At 65.4% G+C, this 25,985-nt stretch carries 28 protein-coding genes and 2 tRNA genes; 22 read left to right on the top strand and 8 right to left on the bottom strand.

The window, feature by feature from the left end; all coding sequences use genetic code 11:
- Window positions 1-4: 4 nt before the first annotated feature.
- The 15 genes from U1708_RS10375 (at window position 5) to U1708_RS10305 (ending at window position 11,273) form a co-directional block, all read left to right on the top strand.
- Window positions 5-523, top strand: a complete 519-nt coding sequence (locus U1708_RS10375; RefSeq protein WP_332745341.1) for a GspH/FimT family pseudopilin — start codon at window positions 5-7, stop codon at window positions 521-523.
- Complete coding sequence (gspI, locus tag U1708_RS10370; protein ID WP_307085878.1) at window positions 513-884, top strand: type II secretion system minor pseudopilin GspI; 372 nt, start codon at window positions 513-515, stop codon at window positions 882-884. Before U1708_RS10375 ends, gspI begins: the two co-directional genes overlap by 11 nt.
- 62 nt (window positions 885-946) lie before the next feature.
- Window positions 947-1,666 carry a type II secretion system minor pseudopilin GspJ gene (gspJ, locus tag U1708_RS10365; protein ID WP_332745337.1) on the top strand — a complete coding sequence of 240 codons (720 nt, stop codon included), beginning with the start codon at window positions 947-949 and terminating at the stop codon, window positions 1,664-1,666.
- On the top strand, window positions 1,653-2,651 hold the full coding sequence (gene gspK, locus U1708_RS10360) for a type II secretion system minor pseudopilin GspK (RefSeq protein ID WP_332745335.1): 999 nt from the start codon (window positions 1,653-1,655) through the stop codon (window positions 2,649-2,651). The genes gspJ and gspK overlap by 14 nt, the downstream gene beginning before the upstream one ends.
- Window positions 2,648-3,733, top strand: a complete 1,086-nt coding sequence (gene gspL, locus U1708_RS10355; protein WP_332745333.1) for a type II secretion system protein GspL — start codon at window positions 2,648-2,650, stop codon at window positions 3,731-3,733. The genes gspK and gspL overlap by 4 nt, the downstream gene beginning before the upstream one ends.
- The gene (gene gspM, locus U1708_RS10350; RefSeq protein WP_332745331.1) at window positions 3,730-4,206 is read left to right on the top strand and encodes a type II secretion system protein GspM; all 477 of its coding nucleotides are present in this window, start codon (window positions 3,730-3,732) and stop codon (window positions 4,204-4,206) included. The genes gspL and gspM overlap by 4 nt, the downstream gene beginning before the upstream one ends.
- The gene (gene gspN, locus U1708_RS10345) at window positions 4,203-4,928 is read left to right on the top strand and encodes a type II secretion system protein N (protein ID WP_332745329.1); all 726 of its coding nucleotides are present in this window, start codon (window positions 4,203-4,205) and stop codon (window positions 4,926-4,928) included. Before gspM ends, gspN begins: the two co-directional genes overlap by 4 nt.
- A gap of 65 nt (window positions 4,929-4,993) precedes the next feature.
- Window positions 4,994-5,070: transfer RNA gene (locus U1708_RS10340), tRNA-His, on the top strand.
- A gap of 111 nt (window positions 5,071-5,181) precedes the next feature.
- Window positions 5,182-6,231 carry a Leu/Phe/Val dehydrogenase gene (locus tag U1708_RS10335; protein WP_332745327.1) on the top strand — a complete coding sequence of 350 codons (1,050 nt, stop codon included), beginning with the start codon at window positions 5,182-5,184 and terminating at the stop codon, window positions 6,229-6,231.
- Window positions 6,232-6,407: 176 nt separating this feature from the next.
- Window positions 6,408-7,133: a heme ABC transporter permease CcmC gene (ccmC, locus tag U1708_RS10330; RefSeq protein WP_332745325.1), complete on the top strand. Its 726-nt coding sequence runs from the start codon at window positions 6,408-6,410 to the stop codon at window positions 7,131-7,133.
- Between the two features lie 97 nt (window positions 7,134-7,230).
- Complete coding sequence (ccmE, locus tag U1708_RS10325) at window positions 7,231-7,677, top strand: cytochrome c maturation protein CcmE (protein ID WP_332745323.1); 447 nt, start codon at window positions 7,231-7,233, stop codon at window positions 7,675-7,677.
- Window positions 7,674-9,587, top strand: a complete 1,914-nt coding sequence (locus tag U1708_RS10320; protein ID WP_332745321.1) for a heme lyase CcmF/NrfE family subunit — start codon at window positions 7,674-7,676, stop codon at window positions 9,585-9,587. The genes ccmE and U1708_RS10320 overlap by 4 nt, the downstream gene beginning before the upstream one ends.
- On the top strand, window positions 9,584-10,111 hold the full coding sequence (locus tag U1708_RS10315; RefSeq protein ID WP_332745319.1) for a DsbE family thiol:disulfide interchange protein: 528 nt from the start codon (window positions 9,584-9,586) through the stop codon (window positions 10,109-10,111). The genes U1708_RS10320 and U1708_RS10315 overlap by 4 nt, the downstream gene beginning before the upstream one ends.
- A 134-nt stretch (window positions 10,112-10,245) precedes the next feature.
- Window positions 10,246-10,629, top strand: coding sequence for a cytochrome c-type biogenesis protein (locus U1708_RS10310; RefSeq protein ID WP_332745317.1), 384 nt, complete (start codon window positions 10,246-10,248; stop codon window positions 10,627-10,629).
- Window positions 10,629-11,273: a tetratricopeptide repeat protein gene (locus tag U1708_RS10305; protein WP_332745315.1), complete on the top strand. Its 645-nt coding sequence runs from the start codon at window positions 10,629-10,631 to the stop codon at window positions 11,271-11,273. Before U1708_RS10310 ends, U1708_RS10305 begins: the two co-directional genes overlap by 1 nt.
- Before the next feature lie 43 nt (window positions 11,274-11,316).
- Here the strand turns inward: U1708_RS10305 and U1708_RS10300 are convergent, their stop codons facing one another.
- Together U1708_RS10300 and ald are read right to left on the bottom strand one after the other, a co-directional pair.
- On the bottom strand, window positions 11,317-11,535 hold the full coding sequence (locus tag U1708_RS10300; protein ID WP_056058060.1) for a DUF3072 domain-containing protein: 219 nt from the start codon (window positions 11,533-11,535) through the stop codon (window positions 11,317-11,319).
- Window positions 11,536-11,585: 50 nt separating this feature from the next.
- A complete protein-coding gene (gene ald, locus U1708_RS10295; protein ID WP_060524450.1) occupies window positions 11,586-12,692 on the bottom strand; it encodes an alanine dehydrogenase in 1,107 nt (368 codons plus the stop codon).
- A gap of 127 nt (window positions 12,693-12,819) precedes the next feature.
- Here ald and U1708_RS10290 point away from each other — a divergent pair, with 127 nt between their 5' ends.
- From U1708_RS10290 to U1708_RS10265, 6 genes are all read left to right on the top strand, one after another.
- Complete coding sequence (locus U1708_RS10290) at window positions 12,820-13,260, top strand: Lrp/AsnC family transcriptional regulator (protein ID WP_187504229.1); 441 nt, start codon at window positions 12,820-12,822, stop codon at window positions 13,258-13,260.
- 292 nt (window positions 13,261-13,552) lie between these two features.
- Window positions 13,553-15,451, top strand: coding sequence for a potassium transporter Kup (locus tag U1708_RS10285; protein WP_373458585.1), 1,899 nt, complete (start codon window positions 13,553-13,555; stop codon window positions 15,449-15,451).
- Window positions 15,452-15,453: 2 nt separating this feature from the next.
- A complete protein-coding gene (locus U1708_RS10280) occupies window positions 15,454-15,969 on the top strand; it encodes a 2'-5' RNA ligase family protein (protein ID WP_332745306.1) in 516 nt (171 codons plus the stop codon).
- Window positions 15,970-16,035: 66 nt separating this feature from the next.
- Window positions 16,036-16,112 (top strand) — tRNA-Met (locus tag U1708_RS10275).
- Between the two features lie 181 nt (window positions 16,113-16,293).
- Window positions 16,294-18,666 (top strand): FdhF/YdeP family oxidoreductase, encoded by a 2,373-nt coding sequence (locus U1708_RS10270; protein WP_332745304.1) that lies wholly within the window; start codon window positions 16,294-16,296, stop codon window positions 18,664-18,666.
- Window positions 18,663-19,451, top strand: coding sequence for a formate/nitrite transporter family protein (locus tag U1708_RS10265; protein WP_332745302.1), 789 nt, complete (start codon window positions 18,663-18,665; stop codon window positions 19,449-19,451). Before U1708_RS10270 ends, U1708_RS10265 begins: the two co-directional genes overlap by 4 nt.
- A 31-nt stretch (window positions 19,452-19,482) precedes the next feature.
- On the opposite strand, the gene fdhD is transcribed toward U1708_RS10265, so the two are convergent.
- The 3 genes from fdhD to U1708_RS10250 are packed head-to-tail and all read right to left on the bottom strand — an operon-like array spanning window position 19,483 to window position 23,071.
- Window positions 19,483-20,274 carry a formate dehydrogenase accessory sulfurtransferase FdhD gene (gene fdhD, locus U1708_RS10260; protein WP_332745301.1) on the bottom strand — a complete coding sequence of 264 codons (792 nt, stop codon included), beginning with the start codon at window positions 20,272-20,274 and terminating at the stop codon, window positions 19,483-19,485.
- The gene (gene mobA / locus U1708_RS10255) at window positions 20,271-20,756 is read right to left on the bottom strand and encodes a molybdenum cofactor guanylyltransferase (RefSeq protein ID WP_332745300.1); all 486 of its coding nucleotides are present in this window, start codon (window positions 20,754-20,756) and stop codon (window positions 20,271-20,273) included. Before mobA ends, fdhD begins: the two co-directional genes overlap by 4 nt.
- A 26-nt stretch (window positions 20,757-20,782) precedes the next feature.
- Window positions 20,783-23,071, bottom strand: coding sequence for an FdhF/YdeP family oxidoreductase (locus U1708_RS10250; protein WP_332745299.1), 2,289 nt, complete (start codon window positions 23,069-23,071; stop codon window positions 20,783-20,785).
- A gap of 127 nt (window positions 23,072-23,198) precedes the next feature.
- Here U1708_RS10250 and trxB point away from each other — a divergent pair, with 127 nt between their 5' ends.
- Entirely contained in the window at window positions 23,199-24,167 is a 969-nt protein-coding gene (trxB, locus tag U1708_RS10245; RefSeq protein ID WP_332745298.1) for a thioredoxin-disulfide reductase, read from the top strand.
- A 38-nt stretch (window positions 24,168-24,205) separates the two neighbouring features.
- Here trxB and U1708_RS10240 read toward each other — a convergent pair whose 3' ends face one another.
- The 3 genes from U1708_RS10240 to U1708_RS10230 are packed head-to-tail and all read right to left on the bottom strand — an operon-like array spanning window position 24,206 to window position 25,922.
- Entirely contained in the window at window positions 24,206-24,955 is a 750-nt protein-coding gene (locus tag U1708_RS10240; protein ID WP_332745297.1) for an alpha/beta hydrolase family protein, read from the bottom strand.
- Entirely contained in the window at window positions 24,943-25,614 is a 672-nt protein-coding gene (locus tag U1708_RS10235; protein ID WP_332745296.1) for an alpha/beta hydrolase family protein, read from the bottom strand. The genes U1708_RS10240 and U1708_RS10235 overlap by 13 nt, the downstream gene beginning before the upstream one ends.
- A gap of 29 nt (window positions 25,615-25,643) precedes the next feature.
- A complete protein-coding gene (locus U1708_RS10230) occupies window positions 25,644-25,922 on the bottom strand; it encodes an acyl carrier protein (RefSeq protein WP_132740135.1) in 279 nt (92 codons plus the stop codon).
- Between the last annotated feature and the right edge of the window lie 63 nt (window positions 25,923-25,985).

Here is a 25,985-nt window from a genome sequence, read left to right as displayed (position 1 = left end):
GTCCTTGGACTGGGTCCCCGCCTGCGCGGGGACACTTTCGCGGAGACGCAAAAGTGGCTTCACGCCTCCGTGGCGCTACGCCGAGCACGGCTTCACGTTGGTCGAGCTGATGGTCGTCGTCACGATCATCGGTCTCGCATCGGCCGTGGCCGTGCTTGTCATGCCGGACCCGCGCGGCCGTGTGCTCGACGAGGCGACGCGCTTCGCGTTGCGCGCCCGCGCCGCGCATGATTCGGCGATCGTCGAGGCACGTCCGGTGAGCGTTTGGGTCAGCGGCGGCGGCTACGGGTTCGATCGGCGCATGGCCGGCGGCTGGACCCCGATCGCGGAGAAACCGATGCGCGTCGAACGCTGGAACGACGGGACCAGGGCCAGCATCGGCGACACCAGCGGCCGCCTGCGCGTGACGTTCGATCCGACCGGTCTCGTCGATCGTCCTGCCGAGATCCGGCTCGATCGCGGCGGGGTGGCGGCGACGGTCCACATCGACGCCGACGGCAGCGTAAGAGCCGATGCGGGCTGAGCGCGGCTTCACCCTAATAGAGATCATGGTCGCGCTGGCAGTCTTCAGCCTCGCGGCGATGGCGCTCGTGCGTTTGGAGAGCGCGACGATACGCGGCGCGTCGATCCTCGACGAAACGCTGGTCGCGCAGATGGTCGCGCGCAACGTCGCGATCGACGCGGTCACCAGCGCGCAGCCACCGACGGCAGGGCGCGTCACAGGTGTCGAGACGAACGGCGGGCAAGCGTGGACATGGACGCGGCAGGTCAGTGCGCTCGGGGGATCGAGCGTGTTGCGGATCGACGTGGCCGTCGCCGACCGGACCGGCACGCAACTTGGCCGCCTGACCATGGTGCGACCCGCGCCGCGGATGGTGATGTGAGCGTGCTTCGTTCCACGGCGGAGGTCGGAGCCCAGTTGGGTAAGCCTAGCAAGCGAACATCTATGTCCCCCAACTGGGACCCGGCCTTCGCCGGGGAACGGCAGGCGAGCACGGAAGCCGGCTTCACGCTTATCGAAGTGATGGTGTCGCTGATGATCTTCGGCATGATCGCAGCGGCGGGTGTCGCGATTTTGTCGTTCAGTGTGAAGGCGCAGAGCTTGACCGGCGCGAAGCTCGACGACATCAGCGCGCTGACCCGGACGATGTCGATCCTGTCGGCCGATCTCGCCCAAGCCTCGAACCGCACCAGCCGCGATGAGGCCGGCACCAGCATTCCCGCGTTCGTCGGCGAGAGCGGGTCGGGTGTGACGCCGATGCTGCGACTCGTTCGTGCAGGCTGGAGCAACATCGACGGCGCCGCGCGGTCCAGCATGCAGAAGGTCGCCTACCGCGTCGACGGCGGCACGCTCCAGCGGATCGCCTATCCGATGGTCGACGGCGCGCAGCCTCTGCCGCCCGCCGCGTTGCTCACCAAAGTTCGTCAGGTCGGACTGCGCTATCGCATCGCGGGTGCCTGGAGCGATCGTTGGGATGGCGCGAGCGGCAGGCCGTTGCCCGACGCGCTTGAACTGACCGTCCAGCGCGACGACGGGACGCAGTTTCGTCAGATGTTCCTTATCAGTACCAGTTACGTCCCGGCGCCGTCTGATGGAACTGGTCCCGCCACGACCCCACCGGCCGCCACACCTCCTGGACAGGAGACGCCCGGTGCGCGCACCTGATCCGGGTATTCGACGTGGGCAAGAACGGGGTGCGGCGTTGCTCACCGTGCTGATGCTCGTCGCGATCATCGCGGTGATGGCGGGCGCGGCGCTGGAGAAACTGCGGCTGTCGACACGGCTTGCGAGCAACGCCGCGACCGGCGAGCAGGCGCGCGCCTATGCACTCGCGGCGGAGACGATGGCGCTGACCCGCGTCTCGAACTTACTCGCGTCAAGACCCAAGCAGGTCACGCTGGCTGGCGGCTGGAGCAATAGGCCGTTCGGCCTGCCGGTCCCCGGTGGCTTCGCGACCGCGCGCGTCCGTGACGGCGCGAACTGTTTCAACCTGAACTCGCTGGTCAGCATGACCACGCCGGGCGTGTACGTCGCGCGCGGCGACGTCCGACCGCAGTTCGTCCGCCTGATGCGGCTGCTCGACGTGCCGGTGCAGGTCGCGGAACAGGTCGCGGCGGGCACGACGGACTGGATCGACAGCGACCAGGACCAGCAGCCGATGGGGGCCGAGGACGGCGCGTATCTCGGCCGCGATCCAGCGTATCGCACTGCGGGCACGCTGATGAGCGACCCCAGCGAACTGCGCCCGATCGCCGGGATGACGCCGGATATCTACGCGAAGATCCGGCCGTGGATCTGCACGCTGCCATTCGCCAGGCCTTCGCCGATCAACGTCAACACGCTCCTGCCCGAACAGAGCGTGCTGTTGGCGATGATGTATCCCGATACGCTGTCGGTCGGGGGCGCGCAGCAATTGCTGCTGCGGCGACCGGTGCAGGGTTATGCGACCATCGACGAGTTGCAGAAGGGTGCGTCGCTGCTAGGTGCGGCGAATATAGCGCCTGGAGTCGATGCGCAGATGCTGTCGACATGGTTCACTCTCGATATCGACGTGACGCTAGGCACCACGCAAATGCAGGAACGCGCGCTGATCGACGCGAACCGACTTCCCGCGCAGCTCGTATCGCGGCAATGGGGCGAGCCATCATGACGACCTTACTGTTCCTCCCTGCCGGCGAGACCGGATATCGCTGGATGCGCGTCGTCGATGCGCGCGTGGTCGGGGAGGGGGAGGGTATCCCCGATGCGATCGACGACGAGACGATCGCCGTGGCGCCCGCCGATGCGGTGACCCTGCACTGGGCGGAACTGCCGTCGCGATCGGCGGCCCAGGCGACGGCGGCCGCGCGCATTCTCGCCAGCGAGGCGAGCGCGTCGCCGCTCGCCGAACTGCATGTCGCGGTCGGGGACGAAGGCGCGAGCGACAGGCCGATCGGTGTGGTCGGCGCCGCGACGATGCGCGACTGGCTGCGGATGCTCGCCGAGGCAGGTGTCGATCCCGTCGCGGTCATTCCCGCGCCGATGCTTCTGCCGCGGCCTGATGAAGGATATGCGCGTGCTGAACTCGCCGGCAGCGGCGTGGTGCGCGGCACGTCGAGCGGATTTGCCGACGAGGCACGGCTGACCGAGCTAGTGACCGGCGGCATCGCGCCGACGACCACTGGCCGTGACACATTGGAGGCCGCCATCGTTGCTGCGGTTGCGTCACCGCCTCTCGACCTGCGGCAGGGACCATTCGCACGACGGCGACGGTTCGCGATCGACTGGGGGCTGATCCGGCGACTGGCACTGTTGTCGCTGACGATCCTGGCAGTGACGTTGGCGATCTCGCTGGTCCGTATCGCCAAATACAGCTTCGGTGCCGACGCTCTGGAAGCTGAGGCGAACACCGTGGCGGTAACCGGCCTGCCGCGCGGCGAGACGGTGGTCGACGCGGATCGGCAGCTCGACGAGCGTCTGTCGCGCGTGCGGGGGCCGGGGCTCGGGTTCACCAACACGACTGCGGCGGTATTCGCGGCGATACGCGCGACGCCGGGCACCGAAGTCACCGCGCTCGATTTCCAGGCGAACGGCGACCTGCGCCTGTCGGTGGCGGTCGAGCGTGAAGCACTGGCGACCGACCTGAAGCGTGCGCTCGAAGTCGCAGGATTTTCAGTCCGCGCGGGCGTGTTCCAGGCGGCTGCCGGTCGCGTGACGGGTGAACTCACGATTAGCCCGGAGAGCGGACGATGACCGGACTGAAGACGTGGTTCGAAGGGCGCTCGCTCAGGGAGCGGCGGCTGTTGCTCGTGATGGCTGCGCTCGCGGTGTTGACCTTGCTGTGGGCGTTGATCATTCGCCCGGTTGGCGATGGCCTGTCGAGTGCGCGCGAGCGTCATGCCGACGCCGTTACGCGGCTCGGCGAGACGCGGGCGCAGGTTGCTACGTTGCGTGATGTCCAGCGGACGCGCGCGACGCCGTTGACCGGTACGCTGGCCGACGTCGTGCGCGCCGAGGCGGACCAGGCTGGTTTCGCGCTAGCCTCGCTCGATCAGGATGGGGCAAGCCGGGTTCGCGTCGGAATCCAGTCGGCGCGTCCTGCAGCGCTAACCGCGTGGCTGGCGCGGCTCGAACGGCTCGGCATCCTCGTCGATTCGGTGGCGATGACCGACAAGGGCGACAAGACCGTCGCCGTCGCGCTCACGTTGAAGGCGCGCGCGGCATGAGGCGGATACGGCTACGTACCGGCCCCGCCGCGCTGTTCGGCGGGATGCTGTTGATCGCGCTGATCGTGTTCCTGCCGATGCGTGCGGTGCTCGGCTGGGTCGGGGTCGGCGACGAGGGGCTGGTGGCGCGGCGCGTGTCGGGGACGATCTGGGGCGCGACGCTGACCGAAGCGCGGTTCGGCGATCTAGCGCTTGGGAACCTTCACGCGCGGTTGTCGCCGCTGCCGCTGCTGGTCGGCCGCGCAACGATCGTCTTTACTGGTCCCGAATCGGTGGCCGCCAAACCGTTGCGTGGTTCGGCAAGCGTTAGTCGTCACGGCTTCGGGGTCGATCACATGACCGCCACCGTCGTGACGGGGCGGCTGTTCGCGCCAGTACCCGTATCTGCGCTCGATCTGGACGACGTGTCGGTCCGCTTCCGCGACGGCCAGTGCGAGGCTGCCGAGGGGCGCGTCCGGGCGACGCTGGCGGGCGACGTAGGCGGGATCACCCTGCCGCAGTCGGTCAGCGGCACTGCGCGCTGCGATGGTAGCGCGTTGCTGCTCCCGTTGGCGAGCCAGGCCGGGACCGAGAGCATCGCGCTCAGGATCGAAGGGGCGGGAACCTATCGCGCGGAATTGTCGCTGAGTCCGTCCGATCCGCTGGCGGTCCAGAAGCTCGAACAGGCCGGCTTCGTGCGTGGGCCGAACGGGTATCGGCTCGCCATCGAAGGACGTTTTTGACAGGTATTTGCAAGTCGGCGGTTGACGGAAGGCGCTGACCCCCGCTAGGGGGCGACGCCTACGCGGCGGTCGTAGTTCAATTGGTTAGAGCGTCGGCTTGTGATGCCGGATGTTGCGGGTTCAAGTCCCGTCGGTCGCCCCATTTTCCCTTATTTTCGTAAGCCCCCGCAATGAGGGCGCTTTGGGCTGGTAAAACCGGCCGGAAAATAATATTTCGCCTCCCGGTAATTTTATTCCTCCTCAGGAGCCGGCGATGACAGCGGTTTGGGACCTTCCCGATTTCGACGACCACGAGGGCGTACATGCCTTCACCGATCCCGAATCGGGCCTGCGCGCGGTAATTGCGCTGCATTCGACCAAGCTCGGGCCGGCGGCTGGCGGCACACGGTTCTGGCATTACGCCGATAACGGGCGCGCGGTGACCGATGCGCTGCGCCTGTCGCGCGGCATGAGCTTCAAGAATGCGATGGCGGGCCTGGAGCTTGGCGGCGGCAAGGGCGTGGTGCTCGCGGCGAAACCCGGCGACGTCATCACGACGGCACAGCTCGAGGCGTTCGGTCGCGCGGTCGATTCGCTCGGCGGGCGTTACGTGACGGCGGAAGACGTCGGCATGTCCGAAGAGCGGATGAAGGTTATCGCCACGCAGACGCGCTATGTGTCCGGCCTGCCGGTCGCGAGCGGCGCTGCGGGGGGCGATCCCGGGCCGTACACCGCGCTCGGCATCTATCTGGGCGTGAAGGCGGCGGCGGCTCGGGGTCTCGGTGCGACCGACATGAAGGGCGTGCGCGTCGCGATCCAGGGCGTCGGTTCGGTCGGCGGCGGGCTTGCGCGGCTGCTGGCCAAGGACGGCGCGGTGCTGACGCTCGCGGATGTCGACGAGGGCCGGGCGCAGAAGCTGGCGGGCGAACTCGGCGCAACCGCGGTGGCGGCCGAGGCGATCCTGACGACTGAGGCAGACATCTTCAGCCCGAACGCGCTGGGTGCGATCCTGAACGAGATGTCGATCGCTGCGCTTAAGGCGAAGGTCGTCGCTGGCGGTGCGAACAACCAGCTGAGCGTGCGCGAGGATGGCGCGCGGCTCCATGCACGCGGTATCCTGTATGCGCCGGATTACGTGATCAACGCCGGCGGGATCATCAACGTCGGCCTGGAGTATCTCGGGCAGGGTGATGAGGCTGAGGTAAAGGCGCGCATCGCCCGGATCCCGGAGCGGCTTATCCAGGTTTGGGACGAAAGCGACCGCTCGGGCGAGCCGTCGTCGGACGTCGCGGACTCGATCGCAAAGCGTCTGATCGGCCGCTGACATCCTTCTCTCCGGCGGGAAGAAGGTGGCATGAAGTGCCGGATGAGGGTGGTTGGGGTGAACGCCTGAGCCTCACTCCCCCTCACCCTCCCACCGCAAGTGCGGCGGGTCCCTCCCTCTCCCCGGCGGGAGAGGGGGTTTAAGTCCGCGATGACTTGCCATAATGGCTGTCCCCAGTGGCCACCCTACACGCCTTCGCAAACCCCGCGCGCTTCCTGAAGATCGCCAAGCCGTTGACGCCAGCGCTCTTCTGGGCCGGCGTCGCGCTGATCGTGCTGGGCTGCTGGGCCGGCCTGACTCAGACCCCGCCGGATTACCTCCAGGGCGAGACGGTCCGCATCCTCTACATCCACGTTCCAGCCGCCTGGCTCGGCATGGGGGGGTGGAGCGGGATCGCGATCTCCAGCATCATGTTCCTTGTCTGGCGCCACCCACTCGCCAGTATGGCGGCGCGCGCGATCGCGTTGCCGGGGGCGGTGTTCGCGGCGTTGTGCCTAATGACCGGCTCGATCTGGGGGCGGCCGACCTGGGGGACCTGGTGGCAATGGGACGGTCGGCTGACATCGATGCTGCTGCTGTTCTTCGTCTATCTCGGCTACATGGCGCTGGCGAAGGCCGATGCGGACCGTGGCGGCGACGGTCGCTTGCCAGCGCTGTACGGGATCGGCGGATCAGTGCTGTTGCCGATCATCCGCTATTCGGTGGTGTGGTGGAACACGCTGCATCAGGGGCCGAGCATTGGCCTCACGCAATCGACGATCGCGGGCTCGATCCTGTGGCCGTTGCCGATCATGCTAGCCGGGTTCACGTTCGTGTTCGCCGGGATCGTCTTGATGCGGATGCGGACGATGCTCGCCATAACGAAGACCGAAGCCCGTATGCGCAGGATGGCCCGCGCATGAATCCCTGGCCGTTCGTGACCGCCGCTTATGTCGTGACGCTGGGGGGCGGTGCGATCGTCGCATTGCTGAGCTATCTTGCGATGCGGAAGGCCGAGCGATGAAGGCCAAGCATCAACGCCTGACGCTGGCGCTGCTGGCGCTTGGTGTGGTCGTCGTCGCAGGGCTGTTGGCGCTGTCGGCGCTCAAGGACCAGGCCGCATTCTTCTACGCGCCGTCCGACGTTCGCCGCGACGGGCTTCCGCTCGGTCGCGCGGTACGGCTCGGCGGGATGGTCGAAGGTGGATCGGTAAAGCGCGCTACGGACGGCATCACCGTGCATTTCGTCGTCACCGACGGGCAGGCGACCACTCCGGTAGTGTTCGCCGGGATCGTCCCCGACCTGTTTCGCGAGAAATCGGGCGTCGTCGCCGAAGGCCAGTTCCAGCCCAACGGCAGCTTCGTCGCGTCGAACCTGCTCGCCAAGCACGACGAGAAGTATATGCCGCCGGAAATGGCCGGCAAGATGCACGAGACCAAGTCGCTCGAACCGGACGCAAAGCTGTGATCGCAGAGGCAGGCCTAGCCGCGCTGTGGTTCGCAGGCGCGCTGGCGGCGTTGCAGCTGGTGATGGCAGCGATCGGCATCGCACGCGGGCGTGATGATGTGGCGGCGGCCGTACGACCTGTGGCGATCGTCCAGGGGCTGCTTGCGCTGCTGGCGATGGCGCTCCTGATCGAGCTGTTTCTGGACTCCGACATGTCGGTGAAGCTGGTCGTCGAGAACAGTCATTCCGCCAAGCCGTGGCTCTACAAGTTCGCCGGAGCCTGGGGGAACCACGAGGGCTCGATGCTGCTCTGGGTGACGATCCTCGGGCTGGCTGGCGGCGCGGTCTCGATCTTCGAACGCTCGCTACCCGAACGCACGCTGACCGCGACCCTGGGCGCACAGGCGACGATCGCACTCGGCTTCTACGCGTTCCTGCTGTTCTCCTCGAACCCGTTCGCGCGGCTCAATCCCGCAGCGCCCGACGGCCTCGGGCTCAACCCGCTGTTGCAGGACCCGGGCTTGGCGTTCCATCCGCCAACGCTCTACACGGGGTATGTCGGCCTCTCGGTCGCCTTTTCGTTTGCCGTTGGTGCACTGGTCACGCGCGATGTCGGGCCGGCGTTCGCCAAGGCGATGCGGCCGTGGGTACTGATCGCGTGGATATTCCTGACGCTCGGGATCACCGCCGGATCGTATTGGGCGTATTACGAGCTCGGCTGGGGCGGCTGGTGGTTTTGGGACCCGGTCGAGAACGCGTCGCTGATGCCATGGCTTGCCGCGACCGCGCTGCTTCATTCGGTGACGGTGCTGGCGACGCGCGACGGCCTGCGCGCGTGGACGATCATGCTGGCGGTGGTCGCGTTCTCGATGTCGATGATCGGCACGTTCCTGGTCCGCTCGGGCATCCTGACGAGCGTCCATGCGTTCGCGGTCGATCCGGAGCGCGGCGCGTTCATTCTGGCACTTCTCGCGATCTACATCGGCGGGGCTTTGGCGCTGTTCGCGGCGCGGATCGGCACCGTGCGTGCTGGCACCACCTTCGATCCGGTCAGCCGCGAGGGCGGGCTCGTCGCGAACAACCTGCTGTTGTCGGTAATCCTCGGCATCGTCCTGATCGGCACGCTCTACCCGATCGTCGCGGCAAGCTTTGATGTCCAGCTGTCGGTCGGCCCACCGTTCTTCAACAAGGCCGCGGGGCCGATCGCCTTACTGCTGGTCGCGGTGATGGCGGTCGGGCCTTTGCTGCGCTGGCGGCGTGACGATGCGAAGGCAGTGCTCCGGCGCATCATGCTGCCGATCGGAGCGACGGTAGCGGCGGCGCTTGCGCTGTTGATCGTGTGGCCGGGTTGGCTCCCCTGGGCAGGGCTGTCGCTGGCCGCCGGTCTAGCCATCGCCAGTGTCGCTCCCTTGTGGAAGCGCAACCTCAAGCGAACGCCGCTGTTCACCTACGGCATGGTCATCGCGCATCTCGGTATTGCGGTCAGCCTCGCGGGGATGGCGTCGGACAGCGCCTTTACCAAGGAAACGCTGGTCGCGGTGCGTGCCGGTGAACGGGCACGCGTTGGACCCTACACCGTGACCCTCGACGGCATCTCGCCGGTGATTGGCGAGAACTGGTCGGCGCTCGAAGCACGGCTGACCGCAACGCGCGGCGGCAGCGAGAGCATCCTGCGCCCGCAGCTCCGCTTTTTCGCGAACCCGCCGACCAGCACCAACGAGTCCGCGATTTTGACGGTGCTCGACGGCCAGCTTTATACCGTGCTCGGACAGCCGGATGGGCAGGGGCGGTGGCAGCTTCGGCTGTGGTGGAAGCCGTTCGTGACACTGATCTGGTTCGGCGGGGTGCTGATCGCGCTGGGTGGGATGCTGTCGCTGCTCGGCCGGGTGCGTCGCGAGCGGCGGGCGGCGATACGGGCGCACTGGGCATGAAGCGGTTCGCACTCTGGGCGCCGCTGGCGATCTTCGCGCTGCTGTTCGCAGTGGTGGCGAGCGGGCTGTTCCGGCCTGCCGAGAAGGTGGTGCGGTCTGCGATGGTCGGCAAGCCGCTCCCCGACTTTGCGCTGCCGGCGATGGTCCCGGGCAAGCCGGGCCTGACCAGCGCGTCGTTCCGGCAGGGTAAGCCGCGGTTGCTCAACGTGTTTGCGAGCTGGTGCATTCCGTGCATCGCCGAGGCGCCGCAATTGATGCGATTGAAGGCGATGGGCATACCGATCGATGCGATCGCGATCCGCGACACCGCGCCGGCGATTGCCGGGTTCCTTCGCCGTAATGGCGATCCGTACGAGCGGATCGGCAGCGATCGGGCCAGCCAGGTGCAGTTGGCGCTGGGCTCGTCAGGTGTGCCCGAGACGTTCGTGATCGACGGTCGCGGGATCGTCGTGAAGCAGATCATTGGCGATATCCGGCCTGAGAATGTCGCCGAGATCGTGCAAGCCGTGAAGGACGCACGGTGAGGAACTCGGACTTCATTCCCCTCCCGCTTGCGGGAGGGGTTAGGGGAGGGGCTTCATCCCGATCAACGATAGCGCGTTTGCGTCATGCCCTCCCCCGACCCCTCCCGCGAGCGGGAGGGGAGGTCCTTGCGGCGTTGTTGCTCTGCGTTTCACCTGCCTTCGCCCAGCCCGTTACACCGCCAGCGCACTACGCAAACGTGCAGCTCGCCGACCCCGCGAAGGAAGCCTCCGCTCGCGCGCTGATGGAAACGTTGCGCTGCCTCGTCTGCCAGGGCCAGTCGATCGCCGACAGCGATGCGGACATGGCCGCTGACATGCGGGCGCTCGTCCGCGAGCGGATCGAGCGGGGGGAGAAGCCGGCGTCGATCCGCGACTGGCTGATCGCGCGCTATGGTGATTACGTGACCTACGATCCGCCTCTATCTGGGCTGACCTGGCCGCTGTGGCTCGCGCCGATCCTGCTGCTTGGCGCCGGCGGCTGGATCGCGCGGTCGAGCTTTCGGCGGAGGGTGCGCTGATGGGATATGTATGGCTCGGCGTAATCGGGGCGGTGGCGTTCGCGCTGCTCGCGTTGCTGAAGGTGAACCGCGTTCTGTGGACGATGGTTGCGGCCGCGCTGATGCTCGGTGCGGCAGGATATGCGTGGCAGGGGCAGCCGGGGCTTGCCGGTCGTGCGGTATCGACCGGACTGGCACCGACGCCGGACGATGACGCGATGCTCGAACTGCGCGACCAGATGCTCGAACGGTATACGGGTGCGGCGGCGTATCTGGTCGCAGCGGATGCAATGACGCGGATCGGTGACCGGCGTGCGGCAGTGCAGGTTTTGCTCGGCGGGATCCGAATCGCGCCGAAGAGTCTGGTGCTGTGGACAGGGCTTGCCAATGCACTGGCAGCGCATGACGGCAATCAGGTTTCGCCGCCGGCCCTGTTCGCTTTCCAACAAGCGACTCGGTTGGCGCCGAAGCATCCGGCACCACCGTTCTTTCTGGGGCTGGCGTATGTGCGGGCGGGAGAGTTCGCAACGGCTCGGCCGTATTGGGCGAAGGCGTTGGCGCTGACGCCGGCTGACATTTCATACCGGGGCGAGATTGCCGCGCGGCTTGCTTTGCTGGATCGGTTCTTGGCGATGCAGGATACGCCGAACGCCGGCCAAAAATAACCCCGCCACCCTGGGTCAAACCCAGGATGACGGGTTAATGGGCTTACTGCCCGCGGCCGGTCTTCGACTGCAGTTCGTCGATCTTCTTCGACGCATCCGCTTTGGTCAGCGTCTCGTCGAATTCCTCGTGCGCTTCTTCGGACAGCGTCTTCAGGTAGCTCGCCTGCGCACCGGTCATCTTCTCGTCGCCGGTGGTCCAGTCGTCCGGGTCCTTCTCGGCGTTCGAGAACGGTTCGGACTTGGGGTTCGGAGTGTCGGACATTGGAAATTCCTTTCCCCTGTCCAACACCCGTGTTCCGTATCCGTTCCCGATCAACCGGCCCAAGCTTCGTAGGGTAAACCTAGATCATCGGCGACCGCCTTGTACGCGATCTTGCCCTTGTAGACGTTCAGCCCGTTGGCGAGGTGCGGATCGGCCTTCATCGCGGCCTCGGCGCCCAGGTTGGCGAGCTTCAGTGCGAACGGAAGCGTGGCGTTGTTGAGCGCAAACGCGGAAGTCCGCGCGACCGCGCCCGGCATGTTGGCGACGCAATAGTGGATCACGCCGTCGACCTCGAACACCGGATCCTCGTGCGTGGTGGCATGGCTCGTCTCGAAGCATCCGCCCTGATCGATCGCGATGTCGACCAGCACCGAACCGCGCTTCATCGTCTTCAACATCTCGCGCGTGACGAGCTTGGGTGCAGCGGCACCTGGGACCAGCACCGCGCCGATCACCAGATGCGCGTTCTTAACGGCCGCGGCGATCGCCGCCTTCGACGCGTACGCCGTCTTGATCTGGCTGGAAAAGAACATGTCGAGTTCGGCCAAACGGTCGTTCGAGATGTCATAGATCGTCACGTCGGCGCGCATGCCGACCGCCATCTGCGCGGCGTTGACGCCCGAGACGCCGCCACCGAGGATCGCGACCTTGGCTGGGGCAACGCCGGGAACGCCGCCGAGCAGGACGCCACGTCCGCCCTGTTCCTTCTCCAGATAATGCGCGCCGACCTGTACCGACATGCGGCCTGCGACCTCGGACATCGGCTTGAGCAACGGCAGCCCGCGGCGGTTGTCGGTGACGGTTTCGTACGCGATGCAGGTCGCACCGGACTTCATCAGCCCCTCGGCCTGCGGCTTGTCGGCGGCGAGGTGGAGATAGGTGAATAGCAAATGGCGCGGCTCGAGCATCGCGATTTCGCTCGGCTGCGGCTCCTTCACTTTCACGATCATGTCGGCACCGGCGAACACTGCGGCGGCGGTCGGCAGGATCGTCGCGCCTGCGTCGATATAATCCTGGTCCTCGAAGTCGATGCCCGATCCGGCCTGCGTCTCGACGACGACCTCGTGCCCTGCGGCAACCAGTTCGGCGACCGACGGCGGGGTCAGGCCGACGCGATATTCGTGGTTCTTGATTTCCTTGGGGACACCGACGCGCATTGATTCCACTCCGTTATCGTTTGCGCGATAGTAGCGCGCCTTGGACGGGAAGGGTTCGCAAATTCGTTTCGATACGATAGCGCCTTTGCAAGATGCGTGCATCCGTCGCCATCAAAACGAGAGAATCTTGAGCGCCACGATCGAACGCAGGATTCTAGACCTGCTCGCCGCCAACTCCGACCTGACCAGCGCCGAACTCGGCGACGCGGTTGGGCTGTCGGCGAGCGCCGCGCATCGGCGGGTCGCGCAACTGCGCGAGAGCGGCGCGATCGTCGGCTACCGTGCCGTCTTGTCGCGAGCGGCGCGCGGCGACCCGAGCATAGTCCTCGTCAACGTCACGCTCCGGGATCAGCGGAAGGAGACGATGGCGGCGTTCGAGGCGGAGATCGTCGACTGCCCGCAAGTCGTGCAATGTTTCCTGATGAGCGGGGAGGCAGATTACATGCTTCACGTCGAGATCCGCGACGGCGAGACGTTCGAGCGCATCCACCGCGAGACGTTGTCGCAACTGCCGGGCGTCACGCGGCTCGCCTCGCACTTCGTCATCCGCGAGGTCGTCACCCGTTAGCGCTTTCCTGCGACCGCAGGAATCCAGGATCAAGAGCAGCAGCGTCCGTAACCCTGGACTCCTGCGTTCGCAGGAGAACGAAAAGGTGCCGACGAAGGAGTCATTGCTCGCAGAGGCCCGATCAGCCCCGGTTAATCCACGTTGCCCGCCCCGCCGTTGCCGCCCTTTACCCCTCATGCTAAATGCGCGCTCTTGGGGCACAGGGTGAAATCGGAAATTCGATGAAGATTGCTGCACTTCCGGGTCGATTCACCGTCCAGTGAGCGTCGATCAGACCGCCGCGGCTTCGACCGTGCCACCCGCCAATCTCGATCTCGAGACGGGGCATCACCATTCCGACGGCATGCTGAAGCTCGCCTTCGGGGCGATCGGCATCGTCTTCGGCGATATCGGCACCAGCCCGCTCTACGCCTTCCGCGAAACCTTCGCCGGCCACCACAAGCTAGCGCTCGACGCGGCGCACATCATGGGCGTCATCAGCCTGATGTTCTGGTCGATGATGATCGTCGTGACGGTCAAATACGTCATCATCATCATGCGCGCCGACAACAAGGGTGAGGGCGGCAGTCTCGCGTTGCTCGCGCTCGTCTCGGGCAAGACCAAGACAAAGCGGTGGAGCAAGGGCATCATCCTGCTCGGCGTGTTCGCGACCGCTTTGTTCTACGGCGACAGCATGATCACGCCCGCGGTATCGGTGCTGTCCGCGGTCGAGGGCCTGGCCGTCGCCGCACCGGCCTTCGCCGGCTTGGTGCTGCCGATCGTGATCGTCATCCTGATCGCGCTATTCTGGGTGCAGAAGAGCGGCACCGCGCGGATCGGTCTTGTGTTCGGGCCGATCATGCTGGTGTATTTCAGCGTCATCGCGGTGCTCGGCATCCTCAGCATCGTCCAGACCCCTGGCGTGCTCTGGGCGCTGTCGCCGCATTATGCGGTCGAATTCTTCATCATCGATCCCGAGCGTGCCTTCCTCGCACTCGGCTCGGTCGTGCTCGCCGTAACCGGTGCCGAGGCGCTGTATGCGGACATGGGGCATTTCGGGCGCAAGCCGATCGGCCTGTCGTGGCTGTTCTTCGTGCTCCCGGCGCTGATCCTGAACTATATGGGGCAGGGCGCGCTGCTGTTCCGTGATGGCCAGGCCGCGCTGGTCAGTCCGTTCTACAACCTCGCCCCCGAAAGCCTCCAGCTCCCGCTCGTTATCCTCGCGACGATGGCCGCGGTGATCGCGTCGCAGGCGGTGATCTCGGGCGCGTTCTCGGTGACGCAGCAGGCGATCCAGCTCGGCTTCATCCCGCGCCTGCGGATCGAGCACACAAGCGCCTCGACCGCCGGCCAGATCTACATCCCACTAGTCAACGGCGCGCTGATGGTGATGGTGATCCTGCTCGTGCTGTTCTTCCGCACCTCGTCAAACCTGACGAGTGCGTACGGCATCGCGGTGACCGGCGCGATGTTCATCGACACTTGCCTGCTCGGCGTGGTGCTGTTCCGCCTCTGGAACTGGCCGAAGATCGCGGCGATCCCGTTGCTGGCGATCTTCTTTACCGTCGATGGTGCCTATTTCGCGGCCAACCTCACCAAGGTGCCAGCGGGCGGCTGGTTCCCGCTGCTGGTCGGCTTCATCATCTTCACCTTCCTGACGACCTGGTCGAAGGGGCGGCAGTTGATGATCGACCGGATGCGCGAGGCCGCGATGCCGATAAAAGTTTTTATCGGCTCGGCCGCTAGTTCCGCCTCGCGAGTGCCCGGGACCGCCGTGTTCATGACCTCGACCGCGGACGGCGTGCCGCACGCGCTGCTCCACAACCTCAAGCACAACAAGGTGCTGCACGAGCGCGTCATATTGCTGACCGTGAAGATCGTCGGCCAACCCTATTGGCCCGCGCATGACCGGGCAGTACGCGAGGAGCTAGGCGACGGCTTCCACCGGCTTATCCTGCGCTACGGATTCATGGAGGACGCGGACGTGCCCGCAGCATTGCGGCAGGTTCATACTTGCGGAGCGGACTTCAAGATGATGGACACCAGCTTCTTCCTCTCACGCCAAACCCTGCTAGCCTCGGATAATCCGGGCATGATGCTGTGGCGGGAAAAGCTGTTCGCGTGGATGCTGCGCAACGCCGAAAGCGCGATGGAGTTCTTCCGCCTGCCGACCAACCGCGTTGTCGAACTCGGCAGCCAGATCGAGATTTGAACGTGACCGATACGGGCCCCGCCCCCATCATCGTCACCGCCCTGTTCGGAAGGCAAGACACGGCGTTCTTTGATGCCATGCGCCGTGAGCATTTTCCGCCCGAGCGCAACCAGCTCGACGCGCATCTGACGCTGTTCCATCATCTGCCCCCCTCGGGACTGGACGAACTCAAGCATCGCCTAAACCAGGAAACGCGCGGCATCCGTGCCCCGCAGGCGCGGATTGGAGGACTGATGTCGCTCGGCCGCGGGGTCGCCTACCGGATCGAGTCCCCCGAGCTCATCGGCATTCGCGCGCGGCTCGCAGATGCGTTCACCGGCATGCTCACCCCGCAGGACGCCGGCGGCTGGCGACCGCACGTGACGATCCAGAACAAGGTCAGCCCACAAGTCGCCAAGCTTTTGCTCGGCAATCTGCAACGCGATTTCACCCCGAAAGACGTGAATATCGCCGGTCTGGGCGCTTGGTGGTACCGCGGCGGACCGTGGGAAGCGATTTCCCGGCACATGTTCGCTTGACCGCCTCGAAACCGCTTCCTATAGGCCGCGCCTCGCAGGGAAGAACGCTTCCCTGACGGACGGTACGGCGAAGTAGCTCAGTTGGTTAGAGCACGGGAATCATAATCCTGGGGTCGGGGGTTCAAGTCCCTCCTTCGCTACCATTTCGGACTTGGCGCGATGCGCCGTCCGCCCGCTATTCGCAGACAGACGCAACCGATCACCAAGTGCGGGAAACTCGTCTTCGCAATGGGAAAATGCCGTTCTATTGCCCTGGGTTAACGGTCAGCCGTCGCGTCGCGTATTCGGTGCCCGCGTGGGCCTGACCTTACGGGAGACACGAATATGCGTGACAAACGCCCTGATGGGATCGCCGATTACACGGGTCCGGCTGGCGGATGGGGAGCGCTCAAGGCGGTCGCCGTCTCGCTGAAGGCGCAACAGATCGTCGTGCGCGGTGGCCAGACGTTGCTCAAGTCGAACCAGCCCGACGGCTTCGATTGCCCTAGCTGTGCCTGGCCCGACCCGAAACATACCTCCTCGTTCGAATTCTGTGAGAATGGGGCGAAGGCCGTTGCCTGGGAGTCTACCGCCAAGACGATCGGCGCGGATTTCTTCGACGCGCACAGCGTGTCCGACATCTGGAAGCAGAGCGATCACTGGATCGAGGATCAGGGCCGCGTCACCGAGCCGCTGCGCTACAATGCCGCCACCGATCACTATGAGGTCGTGAGTTGGGACGAGGCAATGCGCGAGATCGGCGCGGGCCTTGCCGCAGTGCCGGATCCGAACCAGTCGGAATTCTACACCTCGGGGCGCTGCTCGAACGAGGCTGCGTTCCTGTTCCAGCTGTTCGTGCGGCTGTACGGGACCAACAATTTTCCCGACTGTTCGAACATGTGCCATGAGGCGACTTCGGTCGGGCTGCCCAAGTCGATCGGCATCGGCAAGGGCACGGTCAGCCTCGAGGATTTCGATCACGCGGACCTGATCCTGTCGATCGGCCACAATCCCGGCACCAACCATCCGCGGATGATGGCGACCTTGCGCGAAGTGTCGAAGCGCAGCGGCAAGATCATCGTCTTCAATCCGCTCAAGGAGCGCTCGCTCGAACGCTTCGAATCGCCGCAGTCGGTGGTCGAGATGGCGACGATGTCCGCGACCCCGATCGCCAGCAGCTATTACCAGGTGAAGGTCGGCGGCGACGCGGCTGCGCTGAAGGGCATCGCCAAGGCGCTGGTCGCGCTCGACGAGGCGGCCAAGGTATCGGGCGGCGAGCCTGCGCTCGACCACGCGTTCATCGCCGAGCATACCGCCGGACTCGAGGACTACATCGCCGACCTCGCGACCACCGAATGGTCGGACATCGAACGCTCCAGCGGGCTTTCGCGCGCCGACCTGGAAGAGGTCGCACTTGCCTATTCGAAGTCGAAGGCGGCTATCTGCTGCTACGGCATGGGCGTCACCCAGCACCGCACCGGCACCACCAACGTCCAGCAGATCGCCAATTTGCTCCTCCTGCGCGGCAACATGGGCAAGCCGGGCGCGGGCATCTGTCCGTTGCGTGGCCACAGCAACGTCCAGGGCGACCGCACCGTCGGCATCACCGAGCGGCCCATGCCGATGCTGCTCGACAACATGCGTGACGTCTTCGGGTTCGAGCCACCGCGTGAGCACGGCCATTCGGTGGTCGAGAGCATCGCTGCGATGCGCGACGGGAAGGCCAAGGCGATCGTGTGTCTCGGTGGCAATCTCGCGATCGCCTCGTCCGATCCGCAGGCCTGTGCGGAAGGGTTCCACAACCTCGATCTTGCCGTGCACATCACCACCAAGCTCAACCGCACGATGCTGTTGATGGCGAAGTCGACCTACATCCTGCCGTGTCTCGGCCGGACCGAACTCGACATGCAGGCGACCGGCCAGCAGGCGGTGACGGTCGAGGATTCGATGTCGATGGTCCACGCCTCGCGCGGCTTCTTGATGCCGCCGGGCGAGAACGTGAAGTCCGAGATCTGGATCGTCGGCGAGATCGCCAAGGCGACCTTCGCTGCCAAGGGCCGTGCGCCGATCGAGGTCGACTGGGACGCCTATGTCGGCGACTACAGCCTGATCCGCGACAAGATCGAGGCGGTGTTCCCGGCGTTTGCCGATTACAACGCGCGCATTCGCAAGCCGGGTGGTTTCCACCTCCCGAACTCGGCGGCGATGCGTGAGTGGAAGACGGATAGCGGCAAGGCCAACTTCATCGTCGCCAAGGGTGTCGAGGAGGACGAGACCGCTGGCGATCCGACCGTCCTGCGGCTCACCACGCTGCGCGCTCACGACCAGTACAACACGACGGTCTACAGCCTCGACGATCGCTATCGCGGGGTGTTCGGACGTCGCGACATCCTGTTCATGAACGAGCGCGACATGGCGCGGCTCGGGCACAAGGAGGGCGACGTCGTCGATATCGCCACCGCGCTTCAGTTCGCGCGGCCCGATCGCGTCGTGCAGAAGCTGATGCTGGTCCGTTACGCGCTGCCCGATGGCTGCGTCGCCTCTTACTATCCCGAGACGCAGCCGCTGATCGCACTCGAGGATCACGATCCGCAGAGCTTCACCCCCTCATATAAATCCATTCCGGTGACCGTCCGTCCCGCGGCGGCGGACATGGGTTCGGATCGTGGCGTGGTGCGCGCGGGGATCGTCGGCCAGAAAAGCAAAATTGACGCATGAGCACCGGTTACACGTCGACGATCGACACCTATGCCACCCTTGCCGCAACTAAGGCGGAGGCGCTCCGGCGCTCTCCGGCGGGGTTCTTCGCCGGCGCGATCCTGGCGGGCACGTACATCGGTATTGCGATGATCCTGGCGATCAGCACTGGGGCGGGACTCGAACCAGGCGTGCGCCCGCTAGTCATGGGCGCAACCTTCGGTCTGGGGTTGATCCTGACCGTGTTTGCGGGCGCCGAGTTGTTCACCGGCTATGTGATGTATCTCGGCTTCGGTCTCGCAAAGCGGACGATTACCGTCGCGGAGGCCGTGAAGCTGACCATTGTCGTCTGGATCGGTAACCTGATCGGCGGGCTGGTCCTGTCGGCGGTGTTCGCGGCTGGCGGCGGAGGCGCCGTGTTCGCCAACGCGGACACGATGTTCCATGCCTATGTCCAGCACAAGGTCGAGGCGAGTGCGGTCGCATTGCTGGCACGTGCGATTCTCTGCAACTGGCTGGTGTGCCTGGCGATCTGGACCGCTGCCCGCATGACGGGTGACGCTGCGAAGTGCATCGCAATGGCATGGATCCTGCTCGCCTTCGTCGCGGCCGGGTTCGAGCATTCGGTCGCCAACATGACCGCATTGACGCTCGGATTGATGGTGCCGAACCCTTCGATCGACATCACCGGGATGGTCCGCAATCTTGCGATCGTCAGCGTCGGCAACATCATTGGCGGGCTAGTATTCGTCGTCGGCGGTTACCTAGCCGCGGCAAAGACCGACGCGGTCGTCGCCGCGAAGTAGGCAACCCTTCGCCTGGCCGCACCGCGTACGGCTAGGCGAAGAGGTCCCACGGATCGTTGACCACCAGAATCGCATCGCTGCGGGCGAGCGCGAGCACCGTCAAGCCATGCGTACGCGCGTGATCGATCGCCAGGCTCGTCGGTGCGGAGATGCCCATCAGCATCGGCGCGCCGGCAATCAGAGCCTTGTCGACCATCTCGAAACTGATCCGCGAGGTGACGAGGATGAACCCGTCGATCGCATGGCGCTTTATCGCTACGCCACCAACCAGCTTGTCGAGCGCATTGTGGCGACCGACGTCCTCGTAGGCGGCGATGATCCGGCCTTCGCGGTCGCACGCAGCCGCCGCATGAATGGCGCCCGTAGCGGCGTTAAGAGGCTGGTGCGTGCGCAACCCGCCCAGTGCGGCAAATAGCGCGCTTACAGACGTGTCAGGCTTTGGCGGCGTGTGCGGGACGGGTTTGCGGAGCTGTTCGAGCCCGGATATCCCGCACAGTCCGCAACTCGTGTCGCTGGTGCGGTGGCGGACACGGTCGTGGATGCGCCCCTTGCACCGCTCGGACAGGCCAACCCGGACGATCCAGCCCGCCTCGGCCTCGAACACGTCGATGTCGCGAACGTCCTCGGCGCTATCGGCCAGCCGCTCGGTCAGCAGGAATCCGGTCGTGAACTCGGGCAGGTCGGCGGGCGTCATCATCATCACCGCATAGCCGAGCCCGTCGATCTCGATCGCGACGGGCACCTCAATCGCGATCGTTCGCTCTCCCGCCATGACCGAATCAGGGCGAAGGATCTTGATCGGCAATGTGCGAGAGGTCGTCATAGGGCGGCGATGTCTTCCGGCGTATTGATGTTGGGAATCGGCGCGGGCGCAGCGATCGGCACGGCGCCGATTGCCGCCGCCCAACCGCGAACCGAGCGGCGTGGCGATACCGCGATATGCTCAAGCAGAGCCTCCAGCGACGCGGTGTTCCAATGGCCGAGCACCGGCGCATCCGGGCAATAGGCTGGCGCTCTACGTGCGAGCGCCGACAGCAAACCATCGGGGAGCACCGGCATGTCGCATGCGATCGTCAGGACCGACGTGAAGCCCTGGTCACGGGCATAGGACAAAGCGCCGGCAATGCCGCCTAGCGGCCCGATATCGGGGCCGGGCAGGTCGGTGATCACGCTATCGCGGCCTACGATCACTGACCTATCTACGTACGGTACGAGCAAGTCACACGCATGCTCGGCCAGCGTGCGCCCTCGAAACATGGCCTGCGCCTTGTCCGAACCGAACCGCGACGATCGCCCGCCAGCCAATACGACGCCGAGGATATTCGTGTCGGTCAGCGCGTCTTCTCGATCCGTACCGGCACCGACTTCGCCGCCGGCACATGGCTTTCGCGGGCGTGGTGCGCGACCGGCATGAGCAGGTTGCTCTCGGGGTAATAGGCACCAACGCAGCCCTCGGGGATCGAGTATTCCACCACGCGAAGCTTGTTCAGGCGGCGATCCGAATTGCCGCCTGCATCGCCGACCAGGTCGACGTCGTCGCCATCGGTGATCCCCATCCGGATCATGTCGCTGCGGTTCATGAACACGATGTCGCGCGTGCCCTTCACGCCGCGGAAGCGGTCGTGATAGCCGTAGACGGTCGTGTTGAACTGATCGTTCGATCGCAGCGTCATCAGGCGGAAGCGGCCCTCCGCCTCCTCGAACCCGGTCACGTTCAGCGACTGCGGCACGTTGATCTCCGCCTTGCCGCTCTCCGTCAGCCACTCGCGGTGGGCAGCAGGAACGCCCTTCCAGAAGCCGCCGGGCGTGAACATCTTCGCGTTGAAGTCCTTGAACATCTCCGGATACGTCACCTCGATCGCATCGCGAACGCGCCCATAGTCGCGCACCCACGCATCCCAGTCGAGTTTTGGGTTGGGCGCCAACGTCGCCTTTGCGATCCCTGCGACGATCGCTGGCTCGGACAGCAGCGTTTCGGCTGCCGGCGTCGCCTTGCCCTTCGAACCATAGATCTGGCTGAACGAATCCTCGATCGATACGCTCTGCGGCCCGGTCCCCTGCATATCCGTCTCGATCCGGCCGAGGCAGGGGAGCAGGTACGATGTCTCGCCAGGCAACAGGTGCGAGCGGTTGAGCTTTGTCGCGATATGGACCGTCAGGTCGAGGCCGCGCCATTTCGGCTCCATCCTCGCATGGTCCGGAATCGCCCGAACGAAATTGCCGCCAAGCCCGATAAAGGCCTGTGCACTGCCGTCGAGGACCGCCTCGCACGCCTCGACCGTATCCCAGCCCTTCTCGCGCGGTGGCTCGAAGCCGTATTGCTCGGCGAGCTTGTCGAGCGGGGCGAGTTCGGGTTTTTCGGTGATGCCGACGGTACGCTGGCCCTGCACGTTCGAGTGACCGCGGACCGGCCCCATGCCCGCCCCGGGCTTGCCGATGTTGCCGCGGAGCAGCATCAAATTGACGACCATGTGGACGTTGTCGATCCCGCCGACATGCTGGGTCAGCCCCATACCGTACACCGCGATGACCGCCTTGGACTTGGCATAGACTTTCGCCGCCGCCTCGATCTCGGTACGGGCCAAGCCGCTCTCGTGCTCGATCGTCGCCCATTCGGTCGCGCGTGCGACCTTAGCGAACGCCTCGAACCCGGTAGTGTGTTCGGCGAGAAACGCATGGTCGAGTACCGGCAGGCCGTTGATGCGCTTGGCGTTGTCGTCAGCTTCGATCAGGTATTTGCACATCCCCATGATCGCGCCGACGTCGCCGCCGGTCTTCACCTGGTGATATTGCGAGGCGATCGGCGTCGACTTGCCCGTCACCATCTCGATCGGGTTCTGCGGATCCTGGAATTTCTCCAGCCCGCGCTCTTTGAGCGGATTGAACACGACGATCTCTACCCCGCGCTTCGCACAATCGCGCAACGGATGCAGGAACCGCGGGCTGTTCACGCCGGGGTTCTGCCCGAAGTAGAAAATCGCGTCGCACTTCTCGTAGTCGGAGAGATGGATCGTCCCGACCGCCGAACCGATCGCGGACTTGAGGCCGACAGAGGTCGTCTCGTGGCACATGTTCGAGCTGTCGGGCAGGTTGTGGCTGCCGTACATCCGCGCGAGCAGGCTATACATGTATGACGTTTCCAGGCTGGCGCGGCCCGAGGCGTAGAAGATGACCTTGGTCGGATCATAGGTCTTCAGCTTGGCACCGATGCCCGCGAACGCCTCATCCCAGCTGCACGCGGTGTATTTGTCGGTGGTCGGATCGTATTTCAGCGGATGCGTCAGGCGCCCGGCCTGCTCGAGATCGTAATCCTTCCAGCCCAGCAGTTCGCTGACCGTGTGCTGCTCGAAGAATGCCGGCGTTACGCGAAACGAGGTCAGCTCCCACGCGGTCGCCTTCGCCCCGTTCTCGCAGAACTCCGCGACATGCGGGTGCGCGGGCTTGCCCCACGCGCAGCTGACGCAGGCAAAGCCGTCCGGCTTGTTCTGCCGCGTGAGTTCGCGGATCACCTCTGGTCCGACCTTCTCGCGGGCGGAAATCTCGACGAGCGACTTCATCGAGCCCCAGCCGCCTGCTGGTGCCGTGTAGTCCTCGATCTCTACGGTCCGGTCGTCGCTCATGCTCATCTCCGCTTTTAGTGTCCCAACGAAGCGGCAAAGCTTTCGATGCAGGCGCGACAGATTTACCGGCGGTTCAAATCCGGCCGCGCATCCCCTAGATGCAGTCTCGAATCTCCAAGGAACTCCAATGACTACCCATACCACACGCATGCTTATCCTCGGCTCGGGCCCCGCCGGGCTCTCCGCCGCGATCTATGGCGCGCGTGCCGGGATGGCGCCGATCGTCGTGCAGGGCATACAGCCCGGCGGCCAGCTGACCACGACCACCGACGTCGAGAACTATCCCGGCTTCAAGGACGTGATTCAGGGCCCGTGGCTGATGGAGCAGATGCAGGCGCAGGCCGAGCATGTCGGCACGCGGATGATGTGGGATACGATCGTCCAGGTCGACCTGACCAGCCGCCCGTTCCGGCTGATCGGCGACAGCGGCGACGTGTACGAGGGCGACACGCTGGTGATCGCGACCGGCGCGCAGGCGAAATGGCTCGGGATCGACAGCGAGGAGCCGATGAAGGGGAAGGGCGTCAGCGCCTGCGCGACCTGCGACGGGTTCTTCTACCGCGGCAAGAAGGTCGCCGTCATCGGAGGCGGCAACACTGCGGTCGAGGAGGCGCTGTACCTCACCAACCATTCGCCCGACGTGACGCTGATCCACCGCCGCGATTCGCTGCGGTCGGAGAAGATCCTCCAGGAGCGGCTGTTCGCGCACAAGGGCGTGACGGTGCTTTGGAACAAGGAAGTCCGCGAGTTCGTCGATGGTGGCGGCAATGCGGGCCTGGTCGCGCTGGAGCTGGAGGACACGGTCACCGGCGAGCGGTCGCGGCTGGCGGTCGATGGTGGGTTCGTGGCGATCGGGCACCACCCGGCGACCGAGCTGTTCCGCGGGCATCTCGAACTCGATTCGGATGGGTATATCTCGGTCGAGACCGGCTCGACCCGCACCAGCGTCGAGGGCGTGTTCGCGTGCGGGGACGTGGCGGACAAGGTGTACCGTCAGGCAGTGACCGCGGCCGGCACGGGTTGCATGGCAGCGTTGGACGCGGAGCGCTTCCTGGCGGCGGCCGAGTTTGCGGAGCTTGCCGAAGCCGCTGAATAACCGGCGTTATCGGGAAAGAAGATTAGGCCAGGTTACGCCTAAGTGCGGTCTCCAGCGCGGCGGCTGCCGGGCCGGTGAAGCTGTGCGAGTCGGTGTCGATCGTCTCTGACGGGACGGTGGCGCCGGCTGCCGCTGCGAAGGCGATGGCGGTCGCGTCGCCGCGGGCCAGGATGACGGCGGCGTCGGTTTGCCAAGCCGCGATCGCGGTCAGGACCCGGCTGGCTAGCGGGTTTCGGCTTTCCTGATCTGTTTGAAAGATTCTCAACAAGCCTTTGATAAGGTTCGTAATGTTCAGCTTTGCGGACAGCGCTCGGCGCCATGTCGTGGGTTTCGCAATGCTGTGCGGTAGTGGGCTTGGATCGCGGTGGCGGGGGGAGATCGTTGAGCGGTTCGATGACCCAGGGGTTGGCGAGGATGACCTCGTCGAAGCCGGCCGACCGTCCGAACAGCGCGAGCGTGCTGGCTGCGTCGCAATTGCCGAAGCCGATCAGGCGGGCGACATGCGGGGCTGCTTTTCGAAAGGCCGCGACCGCTGCGATCAGGTCGGGCTCGGCGCTCAGGAAGCCGCCATTGTCGCCCGTCGAGTCGCCAACGCCGCGGCGGTCGTAGCGGAATACGGGCGTGCCGGTGGCGGCGAGGCGTTGCGCTAGCATCGCTATCCCGCGATGCGCGCCGCTGCGGATTTCGTTGCCGCCGGAGACTATAAGCAGTCCGGTCGTGCCGGGAGCTTCGTCCAGCGTGGCGGCGAGCGTTTCGCCTTCGCACGCGAACCCGATCAGCCGTCGCATGATGCTATCCAATGTGCGATATTGACTGCAAGCTGCTGTGCTAAAATGATATTTTTGCCGGGCTCCGACCGGCGCCAGAGCGGTGCTCCGGCGTAGGTCGCATCGGCTGCTCGGGGATCGGTGTCCAGGCGGACGACCCGGTACCGTCCATGCTCGCACGGCACGGCATCTCGCAGTTCGGCGAGCATCTCGGGGGACAGGCGGTTGCCGGCGTACTCGTCCCCCCGGTCGGACTTACCCGCTGCGGCGCGGGTGCGTTCGAGGTCGCGGACGAGGTCGGCGCCCGTTTGTGGAGCGAGGTGCCAGCGACCGGCGAGGTCGGCGTCGGTATCGAGCAGCGCGCCGCTTCTTATCGAAAGCGCGTAGCTATGGGCGCCAAGCTGCTGTGTCAGTTCGCTATAAGCTCGGCGATGGTCGGACAGCTTGGCATCGACGGTCGCGACGACACTCTCGCCGGTGCCGGGGAAGTCGGGGAGTATGCTGCCGATGCCGTGATCCGCTAGCGCGCGCAGGATCGTGCAGGTGAACTGCCGGGTTCGGTTCGCTTCCTCGAACAGGGGGAGGGCGGCGATGACGATCGGGCCGCTATCGGGTCCGAACCGCAGCATCGCTTCGCGGCCACCATTCCAGTCATATGTATCGAAGCGGAGGCCGGTCATTCCGGCGGAGGCTAGACCGCCGGTCAGGGTTAGACCAGCGCCTTGCCGGCGGCGAACTGGACGAGCGCGCCGAATGTCTCGAGCATCTCGCCGTCGATCTCGTCGTCCTCGATCAGGATGCCGAGCCGGTCCTCGAGTTCGGTGAGCACGCTCGCCACCGCCATCGAATCGAGTTCGGGCAGCGCACCGAACAACGGCGTGTCGGCGGTGAACGTCGCGACTCGGTCGGCACTGAGGCCGAGGATGTCGGCGAGGACGGCGCGTACCGTCGTTTCGACTTGGGAAGTACCTTCGAAGATCACGAGCATCGCCTGAACCGTTACGAACCCGGACCCGCTAGCGTGTGGGGGTGAATTCGGCAACGGGTTCGC

Origin of the sequence: Sphingomonas arabinosi, assembly GCF_036663715.1 — a bacterium.
Taxonomy (GTDB): Bacteria; Pseudomonadota; Alphaproteobacteria; order Sphingomonadales; family Sphingomonadaceae; genus Sphingomonas.
This window is presented reverse-complemented; position numbering and strand designations above follow the sequence as displayed.

What these genes read in the sequence shown, in the direction of transcription:
- gspI (WP_307085878.1), top strand. Translation starts at nt 513, where the DNA reads ATGCGGGCTGAGCGCGGCTTCACCCTAATAGAGATCATGGTCGCGCTG.
- gspJ (WP_332745337.1), top strand. Translation starts at nt 947, where the DNA reads ATGTCCCCCAACTGGGACCCGGCCTTCGCCGGGGAACGGCAGGCGAGC.
- gspL (WP_332745333.1), top strand. Translation starts at nt 2,648, where the DNA reads ATGACGACCTTACTGTTCCTCCCTGCCGGCGAGACCGGATATCGCTGG.
- gspM (WP_332745331.1), top strand. Translation starts at nt 3,730, where the DNA reads ATGACCGGACTGAAGACGTGGTTCGAAGGGCGCTCGCTCAGGGAGCGG.
- gspN (WP_332745329.1), top strand. Translation starts at nt 4,203, where the DNA reads ATGAGGCGGATACGGCTACGTACCGGCCCCGCCGCGCTGTTCGGCGGG.
- U1708_RS10335 (WP_332745327.1), top strand. Translation starts at nt 5,182, where the DNA reads ATGACAGCGGTTTGGGACCTTCCCGATTTCGACGACCACGAGGGCGTA.
- ccmE (WP_332745323.1), top strand. Translation starts at nt 7,231, where the DNA reads ATGAAGGCCAAGCATCAACGCCTGACGCTGGCGCTGCTGGCGCTTGGT.
- U1708_RS10315 (WP_332745319.1), top strand. Translation starts at nt 9,584, where the DNA reads ATGAAGCGGTTCGCACTCTGGGCGCCGCTGGCGATCTTCGCGCTGCTG.
- U1708_RS10305 (WP_332745315.1), top strand. Translation starts at nt 10,629, where the DNA reads ATGGGATATGTATGGCTCGGCGTAATCGGGGCGGTGGCGTTCGCGCTG.
- U1708_RS10300 (WP_056058060.1), bottom strand. Translation starts at nt 11,535, where the DNA reads ATGTCCGACACTCCGAACCCCAAGTCCGAACCGTTCTCGAACGCCGAG.
- ald (WP_060524450.1), bottom strand. Translation starts at nt 12,692, where the DNA reads ATGCGCGTCGGTGTCCCCAAGGAAATCAAGAACCACGAATATCGCGTC.
- U1708_RS10270 (WP_332745304.1), top strand. Translation starts at nt 16,294, where the DNA reads ATGCGTGACAAACGCCCTGATGGGATCGCCGATTACACGGGTCCGGCT.
- U1708_RS10265 (WP_332745302.1), top strand. Translation starts at nt 18,663, where the DNA reads ATGAGCACCGGTTACACGTCGACGATCGACACCTATGCCACCCTTGCC.
- fdhD (WP_332745301.1), bottom strand. Translation starts at nt 20,274, where the DNA reads ATGACGACCTCTCGCACATTGCCGATCAAGATCCTTCGCCCTGATTCG.
- U1708_RS10250 (WP_332745299.1), bottom strand. Translation starts at nt 23,071, where the DNA reads ATGAGCGACGACCGGACCGTAGAGATCGAGGACTACACGGCACCAGCA.
- trxB (WP_332745298.1), top strand. Translation starts at nt 23,199, where the DNA reads ATGACTACCCATACCACACGCATGCTTATCCTCGGCTCGGGCCCCGCC.
- U1708_RS10240 (WP_332745297.1), bottom strand. Translation starts at nt 24,955, where the DNA reads ATGCGACGGCTGATCGGGTTCGCGTGCGAAGGCGAAACGCTCGCCGCC.
- U1708_RS10235 (WP_332745296.1), bottom strand. Translation starts at nt 25,614, where the DNA reads ATGACCGGCCTCCGCTTCGATACATATGACTGGAATGGTGGCCGCGAA.
- U1708_RS10230 (WP_132740135.1), bottom strand. Translation starts at nt 25,922, where the DNA reads ATGCTCGTGATCTTCGAAGGTACTTCCCAAGTCGAAACGACGGTACGC.